General features: G+C 43.1%; 22 protein-coding genes and 2 riboswitches. Of the genes, 5 read left to right on the top strand and 17 right to left on the bottom strand.

What is annotated here, in order from left to right; genetic code table 11:
• Positions 1-12: 12 nt before the first annotated feature.
• Genes JNUCC41_RS20265 through JNUCC41_RS20200 form a run of 14 tightly spaced genes read right to left on the bottom strand, consistent with a single transcriptional unit; the run spans position 13 to position 12,664 of the window.
• Positions 13-549, bottom strand: a complete 537-nt coding sequence (locus JNUCC41_RS20265) for a cob(I)yrinic acid a,c-diamide adenosyltransferase (RefSeq protein ID WP_192204542.1) — start codon at positions 547-549, stop codon at positions 13-15.
• A 14-nt stretch (positions 550-563) separates the two neighbouring features.
• Positions 564-1,127 carry a nitroreductase family protein gene (locus JNUCC41_RS20260; protein WP_192204541.1) on the bottom strand — a complete coding sequence of 188 codons (564 nt, stop codon included), beginning with the start codon at positions 1,125-1,127 and terminating at the stop codon, positions 564-566.
• Positions 1,106-1,915, bottom strand: a complete 810-nt coding sequence (cobA, locus tag JNUCC41_RS20255; RefSeq protein ID WP_192204540.1) for a uroporphyrinogen-III C-methyltransferase — start codon at positions 1,913-1,915, stop codon at positions 1,106-1,108. The genes JNUCC41_RS20260 and cobA overlap by 22 nt, the downstream gene beginning before the upstream one ends.
• A gap of 35 nt (positions 1,916-1,950) precedes the next feature.
• Positions 1,951-3,345 carry a cobyrinic acid a,c-diamide synthase CobB gene (locus JNUCC41_RS20250; protein ID WP_192204539.1) on the bottom strand — a complete coding sequence of 465 codons (1,395 nt, stop codon included), beginning with the start codon at positions 3,343-3,345 and terminating at the stop codon, positions 1,951-1,953.
• A 16-nt stretch (positions 3,346-3,361) separates the two neighbouring features.
• On the bottom strand, positions 3,362-4,486 hold the full coding sequence (locus tag JNUCC41_RS20245) for a cobalt-precorrin 5A hydrolase (protein WP_370662537.1): 1,125 nt from the start codon (positions 4,484-4,486) through the stop codon (positions 3,362-3,364).
• Positions 4,483-5,259 carry a precorrin-4 C(11)-methyltransferase gene (gene cobM, locus JNUCC41_RS20240; protein WP_192204538.1) on the bottom strand — a complete coding sequence of 259 codons (777 nt, stop codon included), beginning with the start codon at positions 5,257-5,259 and terminating at the stop codon, positions 4,483-4,485. Before cobM ends, JNUCC41_RS20245 begins: the two co-directional genes overlap by 4 nt.
• Positions 5,256-5,963, bottom strand: coding sequence for a precorrin-2 C(20)-methyltransferase (cobI, locus tag JNUCC41_RS20235; RefSeq protein ID WP_098371853.1), 708 nt, complete (start codon positions 5,961-5,963; stop codon positions 5,256-5,258). The genes cobM and cobI overlap by 4 nt, the downstream gene beginning before the upstream one ends.
• Positions 5,956-7,170, bottom strand: a complete 1,215-nt coding sequence (gene cbiE / locus JNUCC41_RS20230; protein ID WP_192208249.1) for a precorrin-6y C5,15-methyltransferase (decarboxylating) subunit CbiE — start codon at positions 7,168-7,170, stop codon at positions 5,956-5,958. Before cbiE ends, cobI begins: the two co-directional genes overlap by 8 nt.
• Positions 7,154-8,266: a cobalt-precorrin-5B (C(1))-methyltransferase gene (locus tag JNUCC41_RS20225; protein WP_192204537.1), complete on the bottom strand. Its 1,113-nt coding sequence runs from the start codon at positions 8,264-8,266 to the stop codon at positions 7,154-7,156. The genes cbiE and JNUCC41_RS20225 overlap by 17 nt, the downstream gene beginning before the upstream one ends.
• 5 nt (positions 8,267-8,271) lie before the next feature.
• Complete coding sequence (locus JNUCC41_RS20220) at positions 8,272-8,919, bottom strand: precorrin-8X methylmutase (protein WP_192204536.1); 648 nt, start codon at positions 8,917-8,919, stop codon at positions 8,272-8,274.
• A gap of 12 nt (positions 8,920-8,931) precedes the next feature.
• Entirely contained in the window at positions 8,932-9,702 is a 771-nt protein-coding gene (gene cobK, locus JNUCC41_RS20215) for a precorrin-6A reductase (protein WP_192204535.1), read from the bottom strand.
• A complete protein-coding gene (locus JNUCC41_RS20210; protein ID WP_192204534.1) occupies positions 9,699-10,625 on the bottom strand; it encodes a sirohydrochlorin chelatase in 927 nt (308 codons plus the stop codon). The genes cobK and JNUCC41_RS20210 overlap by 4 nt, the downstream gene beginning before the upstream one ends.
• Positions 10,626-10,643: 18 nt before the next feature.
• Positions 10,644-12,281, bottom strand: coding sequence for a precorrin-3B C(17)-methyltransferase (gene cobJ, locus JNUCC41_RS20205; RefSeq protein WP_192204533.1), 1,638 nt, complete (start codon positions 12,279-12,281; stop codon positions 10,644-10,646).
• A gap of 14 nt (positions 12,282-12,295) precedes the next feature.
• Positions 12,296-12,664 carry a (2Fe-2S) ferredoxin domain-containing protein gene (locus tag JNUCC41_RS20200; RefSeq protein ID WP_192204532.1) on the bottom strand — a complete coding sequence of 123 codons (369 nt, stop codon included), beginning with the start codon at positions 12,662-12,664 and terminating at the stop codon, positions 12,296-12,298.
• Between the two features lie 150 nt (positions 12,665-12,814).
• Positions 12,815-13,005, bottom strand: a riboswitch (cobalamin riboswitch).
• A 203-nt stretch (positions 13,006-13,208) separates the two neighbouring features.
• Positions 13,209-13,402, top strand: a riboswitch (cobalamin riboswitch).
• Here JNUCC41_RS20200 and JNUCC41_RS20195 point away from each other — a divergent pair.
• The 5 genes from JNUCC41_RS20195 to JNUCC41_RS20175 all read left to right on the top strand — a co-directional run bounded on the left by JNUCC41_RS20195 (position 13,386) and on the right by JNUCC41_RS20175 (position 16,260).
• Positions 13,386-13,556: a hypothetical protein gene (locus JNUCC41_RS20195; protein WP_179086154.1), complete on the top strand. Its 171-nt coding sequence runs from the start codon at positions 13,386-13,388 to the stop codon at positions 13,554-13,556. It overlaps the preceding riboswitch by 17 nt.
• Positions 13,557-13,576: 20 nt before the next feature.
• Positions 13,577-14,320 (top strand): energy-coupling factor ABC transporter permease, encoded by a 744-nt coding sequence (locus JNUCC41_RS20190; protein WP_192204531.1) that lies wholly within the window; start codon positions 13,577-13,579, stop codon positions 14,318-14,320.
• A 1-nt stretch (position 14,321) separates the two neighbouring features.
• Positions 14,322-14,633, top strand: coding sequence for an energy-coupling factor ABC transporter substrate-binding protein (locus tag JNUCC41_RS20185; protein ID WP_192204530.1), 312 nt, complete (start codon positions 14,322-14,324; stop codon positions 14,631-14,633).
• Entirely contained in the window at positions 14,620-15,396 is a 777-nt protein-coding gene (gene cbiQ / locus JNUCC41_RS20180; RefSeq protein WP_192204529.1) for a cobalt ECF transporter T component CbiQ, read from the top strand. Before JNUCC41_RS20185 ends, cbiQ begins: the two co-directional genes overlap by 14 nt.
• A gap of 18 nt (positions 15,397-15,414) precedes the next feature.
• On the top strand, positions 15,415-16,260 hold the full coding sequence (locus JNUCC41_RS20175) for an energy-coupling factor ABC transporter ATP-binding protein (RefSeq protein WP_192204528.1): 846 nt from the start codon (positions 15,415-15,417) through the stop codon (positions 16,258-16,260).
• 103 nt (positions 16,261-16,363) lie between these two features.
• On the opposite strand, the gene JNUCC41_RS20170 is transcribed toward JNUCC41_RS20175, so the two are convergent.
• From JNUCC41_RS20170 to JNUCC41_RS20160, 3 genes are all read right to left on the bottom strand, one after another.
• Entirely contained in the window at positions 16,364-16,582 is a 219-nt protein-coding gene (locus JNUCC41_RS20170) for a YozQ family protein (RefSeq protein ID WP_192204527.1), read from the bottom strand.
• Positions 16,583-16,753: 171 nt separating this feature from the next.
• On the bottom strand, positions 16,754-18,181 hold the full coding sequence (locus JNUCC41_RS20165; RefSeq protein ID WP_192204526.1) for an alanine/glycine:cation symporter family protein: 1,428 nt from the start codon (positions 18,179-18,181) through the stop codon (positions 16,754-16,756).
• Positions 18,182-18,614: 433 nt separating this feature from the next.
• Positions 18,615-20,189: a class I adenylate-forming enzyme family protein gene (locus JNUCC41_RS20160; protein WP_192204525.1), complete on the bottom strand. Its 1,575-nt coding sequence runs from the start codon at positions 20,187-20,189 to the stop codon at positions 18,615-18,617.
• Positions 20,190-20,206 lie beyond the last annotated feature (17 nt).

Here is a 20,206-nt window from a genome sequence, read left to right as displayed (position 1 = left end):
ACATTCACCCCCTTAAAACTCTAATCCTTTGACAGCGCCGATGCCCTGGTCATAATAATGCTTGGTCGCCTCAATCGATGAAACCAAATCGGCCATTTCCATAAGCTCTGGCTGGGCATCCCTGCCGGTAATGACTATGTGCATATGAGCGGGACGACTTCGAATCGCATCGATGACTTCAGTCAATGGCAAGACATCTTCGATCGGGAATTTGGAAATCGCCAATGCATTGTTCAACTCATCCAAAACAAGTAAATCAATGCCGGGATCACTTAGGGCCAGTCTCGCCTTTTCCCAAGCTAACGACAATGCGTCGCGATGCTCTTCTGGAGTTTTGGTCCATGTAAAACCAATACCTAGCTGTTCCATTTCAACTCCTAATTTTTTCAAAGCCAATGCTTCCCCATATGTACGCTCTGGAGATTTTATGAACTGAAGGTATTTGACATTCATTCCTCTGCCGATTGCCCTTAAAGTCACCCCTAATGAGGCAGTCGTCTTCCCTTTCCCGTTACCTGTATAAATAAGCATTAATCCTCTGCGTGCCACTCACTCACCTACCTTCATAGCCAAACTGTTTTTTCTATGTATGAAGTCCTTTTAGTTGCAGGAACCGGTTGATCGCCTTTAGGGTATCCGACAAAAATGGTGCCGATCACTTTTTTGTTTTCAGGTGAACCGATAAATTCGTGCAGGCGTTCATCCCTGACAAGTCCCACTCCTCTAGTGCGCCAAACGAAACCGAGACCAAGTTCTTTTGCGGCAAGCCACATCGAATGGACGGCACAACAAGAAGCGAATACATTGTCTTCGGATGAATCCGGATCATCAGGCAAAATATCGGAAGTCACGACGATGATAAGCGGCGTCGTCTTTACAACTTCCAGTGAACTTTCAATCAATTTCGGTTTGGTCGGGAAGCGTTCATGTAAATACCTTTCTGCCAATCTTTCATAACGCTGCTTCGCCTCTCCCTTGATTACATAAAAACTCCAAGGTTCACGCAATCGATCGTTAGGGGCATAGGTAGCCGCTTCCAATAGCTGCCTGATTTTTTGGTCTTCCACTTCTTTTTCTTCGTAATTCCTTATTGCCCGGCGTTCCTTCAGTTCTTGAATGATGGACATTCCGACTCATTCCCTTCAATAATGGACTCTGATTCAATCACTCTTTCAAACCATTGGATTTTTTCTCTTAATTGGACGACATCCCCTACTAGAAAGATTGATGGATTTTGAATTTCTTCTTTTATAGCCTTCATAGAAATCGAACTCAAAGTACCGGTAATTGTCCTTTGATTTTCTGTCGTGCCCCATTCAATGACAGCCACTGGCGTATTCCCGTCCCTTCCATGCTCCATCAATTTTTCACAGATAAACGGCATATTACCTATTCCCATATAAAAGGCGATGGTATCGATGCCCTGAGCCAATGCCTGCCAATTCAAGTTATCCTGCCCCTTGTAATCACGGCCATGGCCTGTCACTATCGCATAACTTGAGGCATGATCACGGTGGGTCACCGGGATGCCCGCATAAGCCGGTGCTGCGATTCCCGCCGTGATTCCTGGAACGATATCATATTCAATCCCGTTAACAGCCAGTATCTCCGCTTCCTCACCGCCCCGCCCAAAGACAAACGGATCTCCACCCTTCAGACGGGTGACGTTTTTCCCCTGTAAGGCTTTTTCCACTAAAAGTTCATGTATTTCATTTTGAATGAGATGATGTTTCCCTGGTGATTTCCCGCAATACACCAGTTCTGCATCTTCTTTTGCATACGTTAATAATTCTGGATTGACAAGCCTGTCATATGCAATGACATCCGCCTTTTGGATACATTCCAGTCCATATACCGTAATCAGTTTCGGATCTCCGGGACCCGCACCGACCAGATGAACTTTTCCCGGTTTCATGCTCGCGCCTCCTCTTAATCTTCAAAAAATATCTTTTACTTGTCGATAGTTTCATGGGCAGATCTTTTTTTTTGTTTAAAGCAAGCATCGATCCAGTTCTTTGCAAGTGTTGGATTGGAAGCAAAATGAAAGTGCGTATACCCAGCAACAAGGTTACCCAATACACACCCCTCTTGTTTTGAACCGAATCTGCCTTTAGCTTCATAAGCATGTGTAAGTTCATCATCCGCTTCAAATGTCGAGTAGTGGAATTCATGTCCTTTTGCCTGCTCCATTTCATTAATCAAAAAATTGCCTGGAGTTCCTGTAATTTCTCGATACCCTAGTGCTGCAAGTTTTTTCTGCATTTTAATCCTGCCCGGAATAATACCTGCCATCTGATGCTTTTCTCCGGAAGTCGTTTCAATCGATTTGCTCAAAAACATGAAACCGCCACATTCCGCTAGAGTCGGCATCCCTTTTTCAATGGAGCTTCTGATGGATTTGATAGCATCCACATTACCGGAAAGTTCAGCTGCAAACTCCTCAGGAAAACCGCCTCCAAGGTATAAACCATCAGCATCCAATGGAACTTCATCCCCTTTCAATGGAGAAAAATACTTGATGGTCGCCCCAAATGCTTCAAGCAACTCAAGGTTTTCCTGATAATAAAAATTGAAGGCTGCATCTTTTGCGACGGCAATGCACACTTCCTTTTCATTTTGGGGTTGAAATATATTTGAGTTTCCACTGGAAACGGGGCATGTCTTGGATAAATGGTACAACTGATCGATATCGATCGTTTCCATGACTAATTGTGCAAGCCTATCGAAAAACGGATTTAGTTCCCCGCGTTCAATAGCTGGAATTAAACCCAAATGACGGCTAGGAATATCAATATCCATTTCCCGCTTCATATAACCCAGCACCGGTACATCGCATTCTTTCTCAATGGCTGATTTGACAATTTTGTAATGCCCCGCACTTCCCACTTGATTGGCAATTACACCAATGATGTCCGGACCGGTCGAAAAGGCCTGAAATCCTTTTACGATGGCAGCTGCACTCCGTGCCATGCTGGCACAGTTGACTACCAACAGGACAGGGCTTTGCGTGATGATGCTGATTTCAGCCGTCGATCCTGTATTGGATAAAGGACTTTTGCCATCGAAGAAGCCCATGACTCCTTCGATGATCGATATATCAGATCCGTTACCTGCTTTGGTAAGAATTTCCCGGACAGTGTCATGTTCGAACATCCAACTGTCAAGATTGCGTGAAATCCGTCCTGTAACGGCTGTATGATAAGTAGGGTCAATATAGTCAGGACCACATTTGAACCCTTGGACAGTATAGCCTTTCTTCTGGAGGGCTGCCATGATTCCGATGGTCAATGTCGTTTTACCGACACCGCTTCCGGTACCCGCAATTACCAATCTTCTATCGTTCATATTTGCTTCTCCCTCCTTAAAAAGGTATGATGCCAACTGAAATGGTTACGTTACCCGATTTTTTCTTAACCAGCTCCAATTGTTCAGCTTTAGCATAAATCCTCACAGCCGGTTCACTCACACCATATGCACCCGTGTATTTAAATACTGTTTCCGATGGCGCTTCGATTTTGGCTTGATTAAGCTCTTCCGGTTCATAATGCACGAATTCCCAGCCGTATTTTTCAACTACTTCAATCAAGCCGATTTCGTCTTTCTTCAAGGAAATTGTACAGATCGCTTTAACGCTTTTTAATGAAAACGATAATTCCGCTAGTGTTTCTGCAATCACCTGCTCAATTTCAGCTGCCGCTGTTCCCCTATTGCACCCGATACCGAGAGCAATGACTTTTGGCCGATATACGATCCCATTTTCAAGGATCCCATTTTCCGAATGGCTAAGAATACGGTGAGTTACAACCAGTGCTGCTTGCGGCTTTGCTTGAAGCGCTTCTTCAATGGATGGGTATACGATTATGCGTTCGGGTAATGCCGTTTCATAAGTCCACCAATTCCGTTCACCTGATTCCTGTACAACGGCAACATGCTCTTCATTTACAACGGACGCACTCACTGGCGTCAATTTTTCTGCAGAATCCCAAATCCAGCCGAAGCGCTGTCCGAATAAATCGACAGGAATCGTTTTTTGAACATCAGAAGCCGTGGTGATTATAGCTCTTGCGTCAAGGGCTGCAGCAACTTCCTTAGTCAGTTCATTCGCTCCTCCCAGATGCCCTGACAGTACACTGATGACATTTTCCCCTTTATCATCAATGACAACGACACCCGGATCCGTTTTCTTATCCTTCAAAATTGGTGCAATCATCCTGACTACCGCACCGAGTGAAATTATTAATATGATTCCTTTATATTCCTTGAATAAAGCGGGTAATAGCATACGGACACTGCCCGAAAAAAGCTGGATCTGTTTATGCTCTTCGTCCCCTTTTTCAAACTTGCTCATGTAATATAGATCGGAATTCGAAAAAACGGTATGTAATTTTCGTGCCAGCTCGACACCATGCTTTGTAATCGCCACAATCGCATAAGTATGAGACCGTTTAATGGGAGCAAGTTCCGCTTCTTTCAGTTCAATGATCATGGCTTAACACCTTTTCTGAAACCGTGGGTAAAACTCGCATCATATAATTTGGATCGGTATTCATCTTTATCATGAATGGTAGGGTCCAACGCCCATCCAGCCAAAATCATCGCATGCTTGCGGATACCATTTCGACGCATATCATCATCTAAGTTCACTAACGTGGTACGGACGATTTTTTGGTCCGGCCATGTTGCCCGTTGAATGACTGCTATCGGAGTATCATCCTTCCAACCGGCTTCTTGGAGTTCTTTAACGATTTTTTTAGTCAAGGTCGCACTCAAGAAAAGGGCAATCGTACAGTGGTGACTTGCCAAATCACGTAACTTCTCAAATTCCGGAACAGGCGTACGTCCTTCAGCCCTCGTCAATATGAGTGTCTGTGTTAAATCAGGGATAGTCAGCTCTGCTCCTATTGCAGCTGCCGAGGCGAATACCGAACTTACGCCCGGGATCACCTCATAACCAATACCCTCTTTCTTCAAAAGGACTATTTGTTCCATGATTGCACCATACATGGCAGGATCCCCTGTATGGATTCTAGCAACCATCTTTCCTTCTCTAACACGCTCAACCATGATGCCAACAATTTCCTCCAAATGCATACCTGCCGTTTTTAGCACCTCGGCATCGGGCTTTGCCTTGTCAATCAACTCTTCATTCACTAATGAATCCGTATATAAAATCACATCAGCCGTTTGGAGAATGTTCAATCCTTTTACAGTTATCAAATCCGGGTCACCCGGGCCAGCACCTACAATATATATCTTCATTTTCTCACCACCATCAATGTTAAGTATTCTAGTTCAAGTCCTTCCAATTCACTCACTTTCCAAATCACTTCTTCATCGGAAGTGACTTTGGTTACGACCGAGGCCTTTTCAAGCAAGTCCAAATCTTTTAAAACGGTAATCATTAAATCGATGACCTTTGCCACTTTGATGAACACCACGGCATCATGATCTTCGATCGCCTTCTTCATCGCTTCATAGTCATCCCTTGCAGGAACTATCGCAACATGATCATCACCATCAGCCAAAGCGATGCCCAGCCTTGACGCTGACCCATTAAAAGAAGAAATGCCCGGGACTGTCTTGATTTCGACTTCGGGATGCAGCTCCTGCATCAATTTCATCATATGTATGAACGTACTATATAAAAGCGGATCGCCTTCCGTAACGAAAGCAACATCCTTACCTTCATTTAATTTTTGCCAAACTTTTTCGACCGTTCCGTTCCATTCCCGATCCAAAATCGCTTGATCTTTCGTCATCGGAAAAACCAGGCCCAGCATATCCTTCTCTTCAGGACGAATGTAAACTTCAACAATGCGATGGGCGTAGCTTTTACTCCCTTTTCTTTTTTTGGGATACGCAATGACCGGAGATTCCTGAATCACGCGAAATGCCTTTACTGTAATAAGCTCTGGATCGCCCGGGCCCACGCCAAGGCCATATAATGTACCAAGATTACTCATTCATGTCTTCCTTTCGTTGTGCAGTAATGATATACACAGGATTAAGCGGAACAAATCTGTTCATTCCCAATATTGGCTTACTTCTGGAGATTTGGGCATGCATGATGGAAGTGTGAAAACCAGCTTCAGCAAATGCCTCATTAGCCCTGTATAGATTCTCAATCGTCGCGGCATTCAGAACGATTCTGCCGCCTTCTTTCAGTCGTTTGCAGCATGTATGGATGAGATCTGCCATTTCGCCGCCAGTCCCGCCAATGAAAATCGCATCAGGATCCGGAAAAGTTTCCAGTCCTTGCGGAGCTTTTCCATGAATGGCCGTTATATCAGTACGGAATTTACGCTGGTTTTGATAACAGTTTTCTAAATCAGGCTCATTTTTTTCAATTGCGAAAATTTGGCCTTCGGATGCAAGCTTGGCCGCTTCAATTGCCATTGAGCCCGTACACGTCCCAACATCCCAAACGGTGCTGTTTTTCCTGAGATTCAACGCTTGCAGGCTTAATACCCGAATTTCCTTTTTGGTTATGAGGCCTTTGTCGGGTTTCCGCTGCGAAAATTCTTCATCTTCTATCCCCAAGGACCAGCTTGGGCCTTCTGATTTTCCTTTCAAAATGACGACATTCAACGGCGAGAATTCCCGCTCCACCATTTCTTCAAGTTCATACCAGCCAGAGTCTTCGTTTTCTCCTTGAAGATTTTCAGCCACAAATGCCCGGTATTCAGTCATTCCGAATGAAATGAGATATTTAGCAAGTTGATTTGGACTATTTTCGAAGTCAGTAAGCAAAGCTACTTTCGCCTTCCCATCTATCCTTTGGGCCAGACCTTTCATACTGCGGCCATGAACACTGACTAGGAAGGCATCTTGCCAGCTTTCACCCATTTTTGCAAAAGCAAGCTGAATTGAGCTGAAATATGGGTAAACCTCTATGTTGATTTTGCTGGAAAGATAGCCTCCCATTCCATAAAACAATGGGTCACCGGAAGCTAAGACAACTGTTGGACGAGTTTCATCCTGCAGTTGTTCCACCACCTTTTTCAAACCGCCCTTTATGACAATCTTCTTGCCAGAATAGTTCGGAAAAAACGATAAGACCCGTTCACCTCCGACCAGCACTTCACTTTCTTCTATCCATTGGGCATATTGGGGCAGCAAGCTTTCCTGACCGTTATCCCCTATCCCGATTAATTTAATCGATTGACTCAATTCCAACAGCCCTTCCCAGTAATTGTCCTTTCAACGAATAAATCGCCGTTTCCATTTCAATTCCGCCCTTCACTTGCTTTATGGCAGAGTGACAGCAGGATTCACATAGTTTATTAAAAAAATCAAAATTATTTATCGCTGACATCATGTCCCCGACTTGGGACGCCGTGTTTGCGTTCTTGATTTCAAGAACAAGATCATCTTCAGCTCCGACGCTTTGGGCTATTTCCGATAGAAAACCGAAGTCGACCGGGGCACTTTTTGAATGCACCATCATCACACCTTGGGCCACTTTGGAGAATTTCCCCATCATGCCGACCAATGATACCTTTTTAATTCCCTGTCTCTTACATTGCTTAAGCGAGAAGCCCACAAAGTCACCCATTTCAATAAAGGCTTCCTCAGGCAAATCCTGGAGAAGGCCCATCGCATACTTTTCACTGCGCCCGCCAGTAGTTAAGACAAGATGCTCACAACCACTCGCTTTGGCGACACTGATTGCCTGGACGATGCTTGCCATATAGGCTGAACTGGAAAAAGGGACGACAGTGCCCCTTGTTCCTAAAATGGAAATGCCTCCCACAATCCCTAAGCGGCCATTTAATGTTTTTTTCGCTATTTCTTCACCTGCTGGTACGGAGATGACGACTTTCACTCCTCTATTGATCTTAAATTCTTCCAATGTTTGTTCCACAGTGGTTAAAATCATTTTGCGCGGTACAGGATTAATGGCCGCTTCTCCTACGGGGACAGGAAGCCCGGGTTTGGTCACACGACCCACACCTATCCCTCCATCCAGGATAATCCCAGGTGCCTCCGACCAGCTGACAGTAGAGATAATATGTGCCAGATGGGTGGCATCGGGATCATCTCCGGCATCTTTGATCGTTTCAGCACTAACCGCATTTTCCGATATATCATATTTCTCAATAGTGAAAGTGGCATCTCGCCCGATGGGCAAGGAAATCGTCGCTTCATCAAGTGCATCCCCCGTGATCAATGCAGTCAATGCCGCTTTAGTCACGGCAGTCGAACATGCCCCTGTCGTATACCCATGACGCATTTGTGAGGGGTCTTTTTTTACTTTCTTTTCCATGTTTTTTAACTATCAGCTAAAAGGGAAATCGCGTTCAATGCAGCAACAGTGACAGTACTTCCGCCTTTTCGACCAATATTCGTAATGAATGGAACTTCCGTGATCTTAGCGAGTTCCTCTTTCGATTCTGCTGCAGAAACAAACCCAACAGGCATTCCAATGATTAAGTCCGGTTTTGCAATCCCTTCTTTAATAAGACGAATGAGCTCAAGTAAAGCTGTAGGTGCATTGCCAATGGCATAAATGCCCCCTTCATTTTCTTTAACGGCTTTTTGCATCGAAATGATCGCCCTTGTCGTATTCAAACGTTTTGCTTCGACCATCACATCCGGATCTGAAATATAACAATGAACGTCCCCGCCGTGTTTTTGAAATCTTTTTTTGCCTGTACCGCTCTCGATCATTTGCACATCCGCAATGACATGTCTACCTTTGCGAATGGCTTCCATACCAGCTTGAATGGCATTTGGATGGATGATGACACTTCTTCCCAATTCAAAATCCGCTGAAGCATGAATGACCCGGCGGACGATCTTCCATTCATCTTCAGAAAAATCATGATTGCCCATTTCTTCAGCTATGATCGAGAAGCTATAATCATATATTTTGTCTGGGTCTACCGTTAGTGGTTTAAAATCCGTTTTAAAATCCATCTTGCATTCCTCCTATTTTTCATTTAGTTGTTTATTCAACTCGGCGATGACATGATCAAAACTGGAATGAACATTTTGATAGTCAACATCCGGTCGCGATATCATGATCGTCTCTATTCCACATTCCAATGCTGCTTCCAATTTCTCATCAACCGCACCGACCTTGCCACTTTCTTTCGTAATCATCAAAGTGACGCCATACTGTTCATATAGAGCTTTATTTAATTCTTTGGAAAATGGCCCTTGAATCGCAACGATATTTTTTTGTTCAATGCCCAGCTGCGCACATTTTTCCATATTGTCCATGCGCGGCAGCATTCTCGCTATGACTCTTGTATTCTCTAGCCCTACCAATTCTTTTGCGAACACGGCCAAGGTTTTACTTCCTGTCGTGAGCATGATGACTCCCCGTTTCACAGCGGCAAGCTTGGCAGCTTCCTCATAATCACGGACAACTATCAATTTATCATTCTGAAACCGTTGACTTTCACGCTCATAACGAATATAAGGGACATTTGCTGCCTTTGCTCCGTTAAGGGCGTTCTTGGATGCTTCTTCGGCAAATGGGTGACTTGCATCAACTACAGCCTGAAAACCTTTTTCAGAAATTAAAGATGTCATATCCTCTGCAGTTAAGCGGCCAATCCGGGTGGATATGCCTGCATCTTGCAAACTTTTGGCCGCCGATTCGGTTACAACAGTTGCCAAAACCTTGAATCCCACCTGCTGCATCTCAATCGCTAATTCCCTTGCATCACTTGTACCCGCCAAAAACAAAATCATTTTGACGTCCCCGCCACTTGCCCATCGTGATCATGATTATGGTCGTGATCGTGATCATGATGGTGATCATGATGGTGATCGTGATCGTGGTCATGATGGTGATGATGGTGGGCATGTCCATGTTCCTCGACATGTTTACGATAGTTTTCCAAATCACGTGCCCCGCTTGATCTGCCCTCACTAGCTTCAATTACACGTTCTTGCAGAATGTTCTGTAATGTTGGATGATATCCAAAATACTTCGCCAAAATGAATTCTTGATCTTGATATTGCTCTTGATAGCCTTTCAGCATATCCTCCATTCTTTCCATCAACACCCCTGTGAAGAGGAAATATGGCAGCATCACTACTTTTTTTGCCCCTAGGCGGATGCATCGTTCAATACCTTCGTCAACGTGCGGGTCCGTTACACCCATGAAAGATGCTTCGACCCATTTTACGTTCAATTTTTCCCATAATAATCGTGAAATTTTATATATATCACTATTTGCATCAGGATCACTGCCACCTCGGCCAATCAGCAATATTGCTGTCTCAGCCTGTTCAGAAGCTGTATCGAATCCCGCTTCCTCAAGACGGTCTGTCAGGATTGTCAATATATCATGGTGGACCCCGATCGTTTGGCCATATGTGAATTTCACTTCTGGATACTTTGTTTTCCCATCCTCTATTTCAGCTGGGATATGTAATTTCGAATGTCCTGCATGCAACAAAATGATCGGTATGACGATAACTTCAGAAGCCCCTCGTTTTACACAATTATCAATGCCTTTGGATATATTCGGTGCCGCAAATTCCAAGAAGCACGTTTCTATAAGGAAGCGCCCATCCAATGCCGGAATCATATTTTCAATAAAATGAAGGACTTCTTCGTTTCCCGAAGCCAAGCGGCTTCCGTGTCCTACGAACAAAACTGCTTTCATTTATTTTCCCCCTCTTGATTAGTCTTCACAAGGCGCAGGCTCTATGTTTATCTTGGGAGCGATGTCCTGATAAGAAAAATTCTGTATCTTTTTCGAACGTTTGAAGTATTTAAAAAGCTGCTCATTTGGATGGGCATTTTGCTTATACTCCGTGACAATATCAATAATCAGTTCAACAAGCTGTTCAGGTTCAATGCCTTCCGCAACAGGCTGACCTGGATGGGCTGTTCTTCCAACCGGTTTAGCTCCAAGAAATAAGTCAAACTTCCCTTTTCGAAAGACAATCCCGATATCATCCATCACAGCACTATAACAAGCCATCCCACACCCATTAAAACCGATGTTAAGTTCCTTTGGCATTTTCATTCCGCCAAGCACCCGATGTATTTCATCCGCATAAGGAATGGATTCGGTTTTTTCACCATCACAGAAATCACATGCTTTTAATGTCAGTACATCTCCAATCGGTGATAATAGAAAGTTTGCTGATTGCAATTTCCCCGTAATGACTTCCGGATCCATTGTCGGAATCTTTAATACGATTTTATGATTTGGCGTGTATTCCATCGTGCCCTTTTCCCCGACAACTTCCGCAAGTGTCATCATTTGTTTGGGAGTGAATTGTTTATTCGCCACACCTGGACTAACGGCAAGTTCGAATACCGACTCCATTTTTTGCTGAACGATCGGCTCAATGGATTGCTGAACGGTTTGCCCCTTGACTCTTGACAGTGCTTCCATTGCCATTTCAAAGGAAGCTGGCTTCTTTTCAGGTGCTTTTGTAAGTAATCCAACTCCTCCAGAGGATTCGGTGAAGGCTTCTTGATCTAATGCCCACGGTTCCGCTTCTTTTTGCAGACGCTGATGCGGCTTCAATGGTTGCTTTTCCGAATTCAAAGTATATTTCCTCTGATACCCTCTTGGTGTGATGATTTTGTCATCATATAAAAAGGTGGATGAATTACCAATAATGACGGTGGTCAACATTCCAATATCGTGATTCAACATATCTTTCAAATTGGTTATGACAATATCCTGCCTATCTCGATATGCACTTTTCACCAACCCGACAGGTGTATCGGGCGAACGGTAGCGAAGGAGAATGTTCTGTGTTTCAACAATTTGCCTCGTCCGCCTGCCGCTGCGCGGATTATACAGGGCAATGACAAAGTCTGCCATTGCAGCTGCTTCAACCCTTTTAGCGATCAGTTCCCAAGGAGTTAAATGATCACTGAGGCTGATTGTACACGAATCGTGCATGACTGGTGCCCCAAGTAAAGATGCACAAGAGTTTATTGCAGAAATGCCAGGAATGACTTCAATGCCCACTCCAGTTTCTTCTTTCCAGCCTTTTTCAATCAATACTTCATAAACCAACCCAGCCATCCCGTAAACTCCAGCATCCCCGCTGGAGATTACCGCAACTTTCTTACCCAGCTCCGCTTGTTTCACTGCTTCCTGAGCACGTGATACCTCTTCAGTCATCCCCGTACTAATAATCGTTTGATCTGTAAGCAGTCCCTGAATGAGTTCAACATAAGTTTTATAACCAATGATGTAGTCACTTTCTTGAAGGGCTTCGACAGCACGTTTGGTAATGTGTTCAAAATTCCCTGGTCCAAAGCCCACGACGAATAATTTACCGTTTGTACTCATTAAGACATCTCCTTTCACGCTTTGTTCTTTGAAATACCCGTATGAGCAGGAAAATTTGGATTGGGTGCCATTTCCCCATCATTGAATTGGTAGATCATTTGTGGAACAAACTCCCCATCATCGATATGGCTGACAATTTGGCGACCGAAATCAGGTGTCTCCACTCGATACCAGTTTCCTTGAGGATAGGCAATCACAACGCAGGCATCCTTACATCTTCCGTTACACCGTGTCCTGGTTGTATGGATTTTCATGTCCAGTCCTTTGGAAGTAATTTCATCGCGAATCGCCTGGGTTACTTCTTCCCCGCCCTTTTTCATACAGCTGCTTCCATTACAAATCAACAGATGTGTATTTGTACCCATTAAGTTCCAAGTAGTCATGTTCTTCCTCCTGCGTTCAGGGAAAAGGCAAAATAAAAAACCTTAACATAAGAGTCAAGGTTTAAAAAAACTATATGGATGAGGAGCCCCAGGCAAGAATGCCCAATCTCCCAAAATCGTCATAGTCCTTCTACCTTTCCCTCCGAAAAGTATCATGCAATTTTAAAAGCAGGTTTCCTGGCTTACGCTTCATTTTACCTTGTCCCTTCCCGGCAACAATGCCAGTGGCTATCGACAATTTCATCAGCGTTTACAGTAGCGGGGGCTGCATCGGATTTTCACCGATTTCCCTATTATCCCTTGCTTATTCACACAAGGGCACTTTTAAAATGAAATATTTGGTTTTATTATACATTTCTAACTAACTTTATCTATCATATAACAACTTTATCAAAATTCAATAGTTTATTCCGACTGTTTAGAAAAGTTTAATAGTGTATATCCTGTCAACAAGCCTTTCCTTGCAACAAATTTAGTCAAAAAAAAAAAAGATAGTGTAGCTGGAATTATTTCTTTATGGTACACTATACGAGAATTTTCTAAATAATTACATAAGTTTTATGGTGTTGAATTTTTCGGAGTTCAGCTTAAAAGGGAAGCCGGTGAAAATCCGGAGCGGTCCCGCCACTGTAAAGGGGAGTCCTATTACTTTAACTATTCCACTGTCAAATGAGATGGGAAGGATGTAATGGGATGATGAACCAAAGCCAGGAGACCTGCCATGAAGCGTGAAACTGTTTCAACCTACGAGGATGGGTGTGCGGATCAGGCAGAAAGGCCCATGGTTGGTTTATGCTGCAAAATTCCTGTTCATTACGCACTTCTTTCCTTTGAGAGAAGTGCTTTTTATGTTGGGCGCGCCTTTCTTCTCAAGATTGATCAGAAAAATTAAAAGTTTTGAAAGGAGAAAGAATGAAAAGAACCAATTGGAAGACCATTTATTTTGTCATTTTACTGCTTTTCGTCCCAAAACGGGCAATGGCCATGCATATCATGGAGGGCTTTTTACCCATTGAATGGGCTATATTCTGGTGGGCCGTGACGCTCCCATTTTTAATCCTGGGTTACCGGTCCATTAGATCCAAAGTAAGGGAAAACCCAGAAACAAAAATGATGCTTGGCTTATCGGGTGCATTTGTATTCATTTTATCTGCCCTAAAGATTCCTTCCGTTACGGGAAGTTCTTCACACCCTACCGGAGTTGGTTTGGGCTCCATTCTATTCGGACCGTTGGCCATGAGTGTCGTTGGCTCCATCGTTCTGTTATTTCAAGCCGTTTTACTGGCTCACGGAGGATTGACGACATTAGGGGCCAATGCATTTTCCATGGCCGTTTGCGGACCGTTCATTGCTTACTTCGTCTTCAAGGGCGCAACTAAATTAGGTTGGTCCTTTTCATTTGCCGTGTTCTTGGCTGCTGCTTTTGGAGATTTGGGAACCTATGTGGTAACTTCCATTCAACTTGCTCTTGCTTTTCCATCCGAGGTAGGAGGATTCATGGCCTCTTTCAGTAAATTCGCAGGGATTTTTGCCCTGACCCAAATTCCCTTGGCAATCAGTGAGGGGTTATTGACAGTCGTCGTGATGAATTTCTTAAAAAAATACAATCTAGGCGAATTGAAATTGCTGCGAGTTTTATCTAAGGAGGCCCGTTAACATGAAAAAAAGTTTACTGTTGCTTTTCCTGGTCGTCGTTCTTGCTACCATACCGTTAATCACCCAACAAGGAACGGAATTTGGCGGTGCCGATGGAGAAGCTGAAAAAGCCATCACCAAAATCCAGCCGGAATACAAGCCATGGTTCAACAGTATTTGGGAGCCGCCAGGTGCGGAAACCGAAAGTTTATTATTTGCGCTGCAAGCTGCAATCGGAGCCGGTTTCATTGGTTATTTCATAGGTGTAACGAGACAACGGAATAAACAAACCAAACAGGAAATTCCCGGAAAATCGAAGCATGTTACTCATTGATAAATATGCCTATTTCAATGGGCTAAAGGATGTACATCCGTTGGAAAAGATGGTTTTTGCACTCTCCCTTATGCTATTTTCGTTAACGGTAAGGGATATGACCGTTTCGCTCATCACTTTTACGGTGATGAGCGCTTTAATCATTTTTGCGGCAAAAATCCCGCTTTCTTATTATCTTAAATTACTTCTATTACCGGGATTTTTTATACTATCAGGAACAATTACCATCCTTATTTCTTTTACAAGCAAATTTACTTCGTTTTCGAATATATGGTGGTCCTGGAAGGTCGGGAACTGGCAAATATTCATCAGCGATGACAGCATAGGAACAGTGATCAATTTGATCACTGTCGTATTAGGCAGCATCAGCTGTTTATATTTTCTTACCTTAACTACACCCATTACCGTCATTCTATCGGTGATGCGAAAACTTAAAGTGCCTTCCTTATTGGTCGATTTAATAGAATTGACCTATCGCTTCATCTTTATTTTTTTAGAAACGGCTTTGGCCATTCACCAATCACAAGCTTCACGGCTGGGGTATGGTTCGTTAATGAAAGGCATTCGATCTCTCGGATTACTAACCTCATCATTATTTTTAGGAGTATTGCAGCGCTCTGGACATTTGACGATGGCCATGAACGCAAGAGGCTATCAGGAGAACCTTTCCTATATAGAGGATACTTACACCTATTCCTCACGCAATTGGCTGATCGCGATTGTAATACTAGGAAGCTTAATCTTTATTAATGAATATTTGTAAATTGGAGGCAACCCAAGAATGTACGAGCATATTTTTCATATAGAAGGCCTCACACATCAATTCGCGGATGGGACGTTTGCTTTAAACGACCTTTCGCTAACGATCCAACACGGTAAAAAGATAGCATTACTAGGCAATAATGGTGCCGGCAAATCGACTTTATTCCTCCATTTAAATGGGCTTTTACAACCTACGGCAGGAAAGATCAGATTTAAGGGCAAGAAAATGAAATATGACCGTAAAGCATTATTATCATTACGAAAGCAAGTCGGGATTGTTTTTCAAGATCCCGACTCGCAGCTCTTTTCCGCTAATGTACAACAGGATATATCGTTTGGACCGATGAATTTAGGATGGGATAGAAAAGCAGTCCAGGAGAAAGTAAATTGGGCGATGGCTGAAACGGAAATAACGGAACTTAAAGACAGACCCACCCATTTTTTGAGCCTTGGGCAAAAAAAACGTGTCGCCATTGCAGGGGTACTCGCCATGGAACCTGATGTCTGGCTCTTGGATGAGCCTACAGCTGGATTGGATCCTTATTTCTCAAGACAGATCATGGCTCTGCTAGACAGTATCCACCACCATGACAAAACGATAATCCTATCAACTCATGATGTTAATTTAGCATATCAATGGGCTGATGAAGTGGTTGTCATGAACGATGGTAAGGTCATATACCAAGGGGATCCCGTATCCGTTTTCCATGATGAAGACGTTTTGCTGCAGGCACATCTGGAGAAGCCGTGGGTTTTTGAAATGTTTCAAGCCCTTCTTCAATCAAGGGAACCGTCTGAACGGGACCTTTTCCCAAGAACGAAGGAAGAATTGCTTCAAATGTTGGAGACTGAAAGGATTTATTAATTAAGCATCCCCTAGCTATTGTTTCCTCTTTCCAAAAGCTAGGGGATCTTTGAAATAGCAGGCGATCATTCTTGTTCCTAAAAACCAAAAATCTTATTATTCATTACTTTTCTTCCTCAGTTCTTTCTTTTGCAAGCTCAATATCTCTTCCGTTCACATCATCAACAACTGCTTTTACCTCCCCTTCCGCATAAGTATCCGAAACTTGTTCGTGGGTTGTAGCCAGTCCAGAAGATAAATTATCTTCCCGTTTATAATCACTAACATCATATATTCTTCCGGCAATTTCTGAAGATTCATTTTTTGATTGCTTGCTATCCATTTTTTTCACTCCTAGTTTTTAAATTTTCCCATCATCCATTGACAGCAGTATTAAGACAAAGGTATTTTGTGTAAAAACTGAAGCAATATTCAATAATGATAAAAAAAGGCAAAAAAAAACTTACGAGTAAAATCCTCTTTCAAGGATTTTACTTGTAAGCTTTTTGAGAGCTTAGGCTTCCTTCTTCACATCCACATTATCGGATGGGTCACCCCAACATTCCACATTCTTCAAGCCTTTAATATTGTTTACATGGAAGACAGGGTTTTTCCCACTTTTCTTTTGCTTTTGATAATCCGCCAATGCAGCAAATGCAATCTTCCCTAGTAATGCTATGGCGATCAGGTTGATAATGGCCATAAGGGCCATAAGCAAGTCAGCCAATCCCCAAACAAAATCCAGTGAGGCAAGAGAACCGAATATCACCATCCCTACGACTGCGATACGATAGATGTTTAACCAAACCTTATTTTCATTGATGAAGCCAATGTTCGACTCTCCATAATAATAGTTGCCCACAATGGAGCTAAAAGCGAATAACAGTACAATGATGGCAAGGAAAATACCTGCCCAAGATCCCAATGCCGTTCCAAGGGCGTTTTGGGTAAGGACGATTCCATCCGTTTCCTTCGATGTATAAAGACCTGAAAACAAAATGATGAAGGCAGTCGAACTGCAAATGATGAGCGTATCGACAAAAACACCCAGTGACTGAATGAGGCCTTGCTTGACGGGATGACTGACATCTGCCGTCGCGCCAGCATTAGGTGCACTACCCATCCCGGCTTCATTTGAAAATAGGCCGCGCTTGATTCCTTGCATCATGGCTGCTCCCAGTACTCCGCCAGCCACTTCTTTTATGCCATTAAATGCACTTTCAAAGATCAGAACAAAAACACCCGGTAACTCCGTAATATTCATGATGATGATAATCAACGCCACTATCACATAGGCTCCTGCCATGATCGGAACGATGACCTCAGAGACCTTTGCTACCATTTTGATCCCGCCAAAAATGATGACTGCCGTGACGATTGCCAGAATGACAGCCGTAACCCACTTTTCAATCCCAAACGATTCGTTGAATGCGCTTGTAATCGTATTGGCTTGTACCGAATTGAAAGCTAGTCCAAATGTCAGCGAAATCAACACAGCGAAAGTGATGCCCATCCAGCGGGCATTCAATGCTTTTTCCATATAATACGCAGGACCGCCGCGGAATGCATCCCCATCCTTGACCTTATAGATTTGAGCAAGTGTACTTTCAATGAAAGCCGAAGCAGATCCGATCAGTGCTATTAACCACATCCAGAAAACGGCTCCAGGGCCGCCCGTCGTGATCGCAATTGCAACACCTGCAAGGTTACCCGTTCCTACCCGGGAAGCCGTGCTTATACAAAATGCCTGAAAGGATGTCACACCTTTTTTTTCCGCAGTGGCCCCTTCGCCTAATAGCCGGAACATTTCCCTTATCATTCTGAATTGAACAAACTTCGTGCGGACGGAAAAATAAAGACCCAATCCAATCAACATGATGATCAATATGGAAGACCATAACACATCATTTGCCTCACTAATAAAATTTTCTAAGATCTCCATTAAAACAAACCCCTCTACTTCACGCTAATTGTTATTACAAAAACATATACAGCTATAATTTATTTCCCTATTCATTGAGGAGATAAACAAATGAAGCCATAAAAAAAGGAAATTCCGTAATGAATCTCCAATACCATTATATATTATATCCTAACACTCTATTTTTTTCATTCATGAATTAGTGTAATCTATCGAAATATATAATATTTCAATATCATTTCCTTTAGATAATAATCTTTCATCCTCACTTCATTTAACATTCACTGCAACGTTATTTAAATTCCTAATCAAAACAACCTGGATATAGAAAAGCCTCACACGACCTGTTTCCAGATTAACGTGCGAGGCTTATTTTGCAATTATCTGATTCAGGATTGCTGTAGGTCCCAATGTTGAAATTAAATCTTTTATGATATCCTTTTTTCTGCCTCTCCTATATGGTTAGAATACCTTGTGCAAATATCTTCCTTAATTCTTTCTTATCAATTTTTCCAATCGGCGTTAATGGAAACTTATCTAGAAAATAGACTACTTTAGGAACCATATACTTTGAGGTTCTTTGTTTGCAGAAATCAATTAATTCCTCACTAGTACAGTTCAATCCATCTTGCAGTGATGCAACGACACACACTACTTCTCCCCAATCTGGGTGTGGAACACCTATGCAAGCACTTAATGCAACAGAAGGGTGCAGGTTCACCACCCGCTCAACTTCTGAAGAATATACGTTCATCCCGCCTGAAATGATCATATCTTTCTTTCTATCCACAATATAAAGGTAACCGCTTTCATCCCATTTGCCAATATCACCAGTGTAAAACCAGCCATCACGGATGTATTCCTGGGTAAGATCAGGTCTTTGATAATAACCTGCCATCATCGCTGGCGATTTTACGATAATTTCACCAAGCTCGTAAGGTTTTACATCATTTCCTTCATCATCGATCAGTCGAACTTCGGTAAGAATGCACGGTTTTCCACAACTTTTCAAAATTTCCGAATTGTTATGATAAGCCCATACATGAGCGCTTTTCGATAGTCTTGTAATGACAATATTACATTCAGTCATGCCGTATTGCTGGCGCATGATAGGCCCGAATACTTCAAAGGCTTCTTTAAGGCGCTTTTGTGAAATTGGTGACGCGCCGTAGAAAATATTGCGCATGGAGCTCATATCATATTCCATCTTCTTTGTCTGATCAAGCAGTCTGTATAACATGGTCGGTACCATGAATGTCGTCGTAATTTCATGTTCCTTTATCTCCCGTATGAATTCTGCAGCGTCAAATGAGCCCATCACATAGACATGGACGCCCGAAACAAGGGATCTCCAAAGTAAAGAACCGGCTGAATGCACAATAGGCGTACTTAGCAATACTCGGTCTCGGTCGTCAAGTGGGTCTTCGATAGCGGCAGAAAGTATGGCGGCGCCGAGTCCTTTCTGGGTATGCATGACGCCTTTTGGTGTACCCGTTGTCCCGCCTGTATATGAGAGAAGGGCAATGTCTTCCGCTTCAGCTAATGGCAAGTCTAAATCATTTATTTCATCGGGCCATTGAAACCGTTCAAACTCCTCTGGATAATTAATAGCAAAGCCAGGAAGCCCAATGACATGGACATTTTCCTGATTCATTTCTTCCAAATACTCAAAGAAGGTATCAAAGTGCGTCTTTGTAGCTATTATGACCACTTCTGGTTTTGCTTCCTTAAGGATGAATTGTATTTCTCGTTTCCCCAGTTTTTCACTTAATGGCACTAAGGTAGCTCCACATTGCTGGATGGCCAAACCAAACATCACACTTTCCAAGCTGTTTGGAATGATGGTCGCTATGCGGACACCCCTTCCTGCACCTAAGCGAAGTAAATAAGAAGAGATAAGGTTTGTTTTCTTCCATAACTCGCCGTAAGTTATCGTTTCCCCGGTTGGCAACAAGGTAATTGCGGGCAGTTCGCCGAATCGTTTCATTCCTTTATTCAACAGTGACTGAAATGTCAACTTATGCAGCATGTATTTTTTCCTCCTTC

Origin of the sequence: Brevibacillus sp. JNUCC-41 (assembly GCF_014844095.1) — a bacterium.
Lineage (GTDB): Bacteria > Bacillota > Bacilli > Bacillales > DSM-1321 > Peribacillus > Peribacillus aracenensis.
This window is presented reverse-complemented; position numbering and strand designations above follow the sequence as displayed.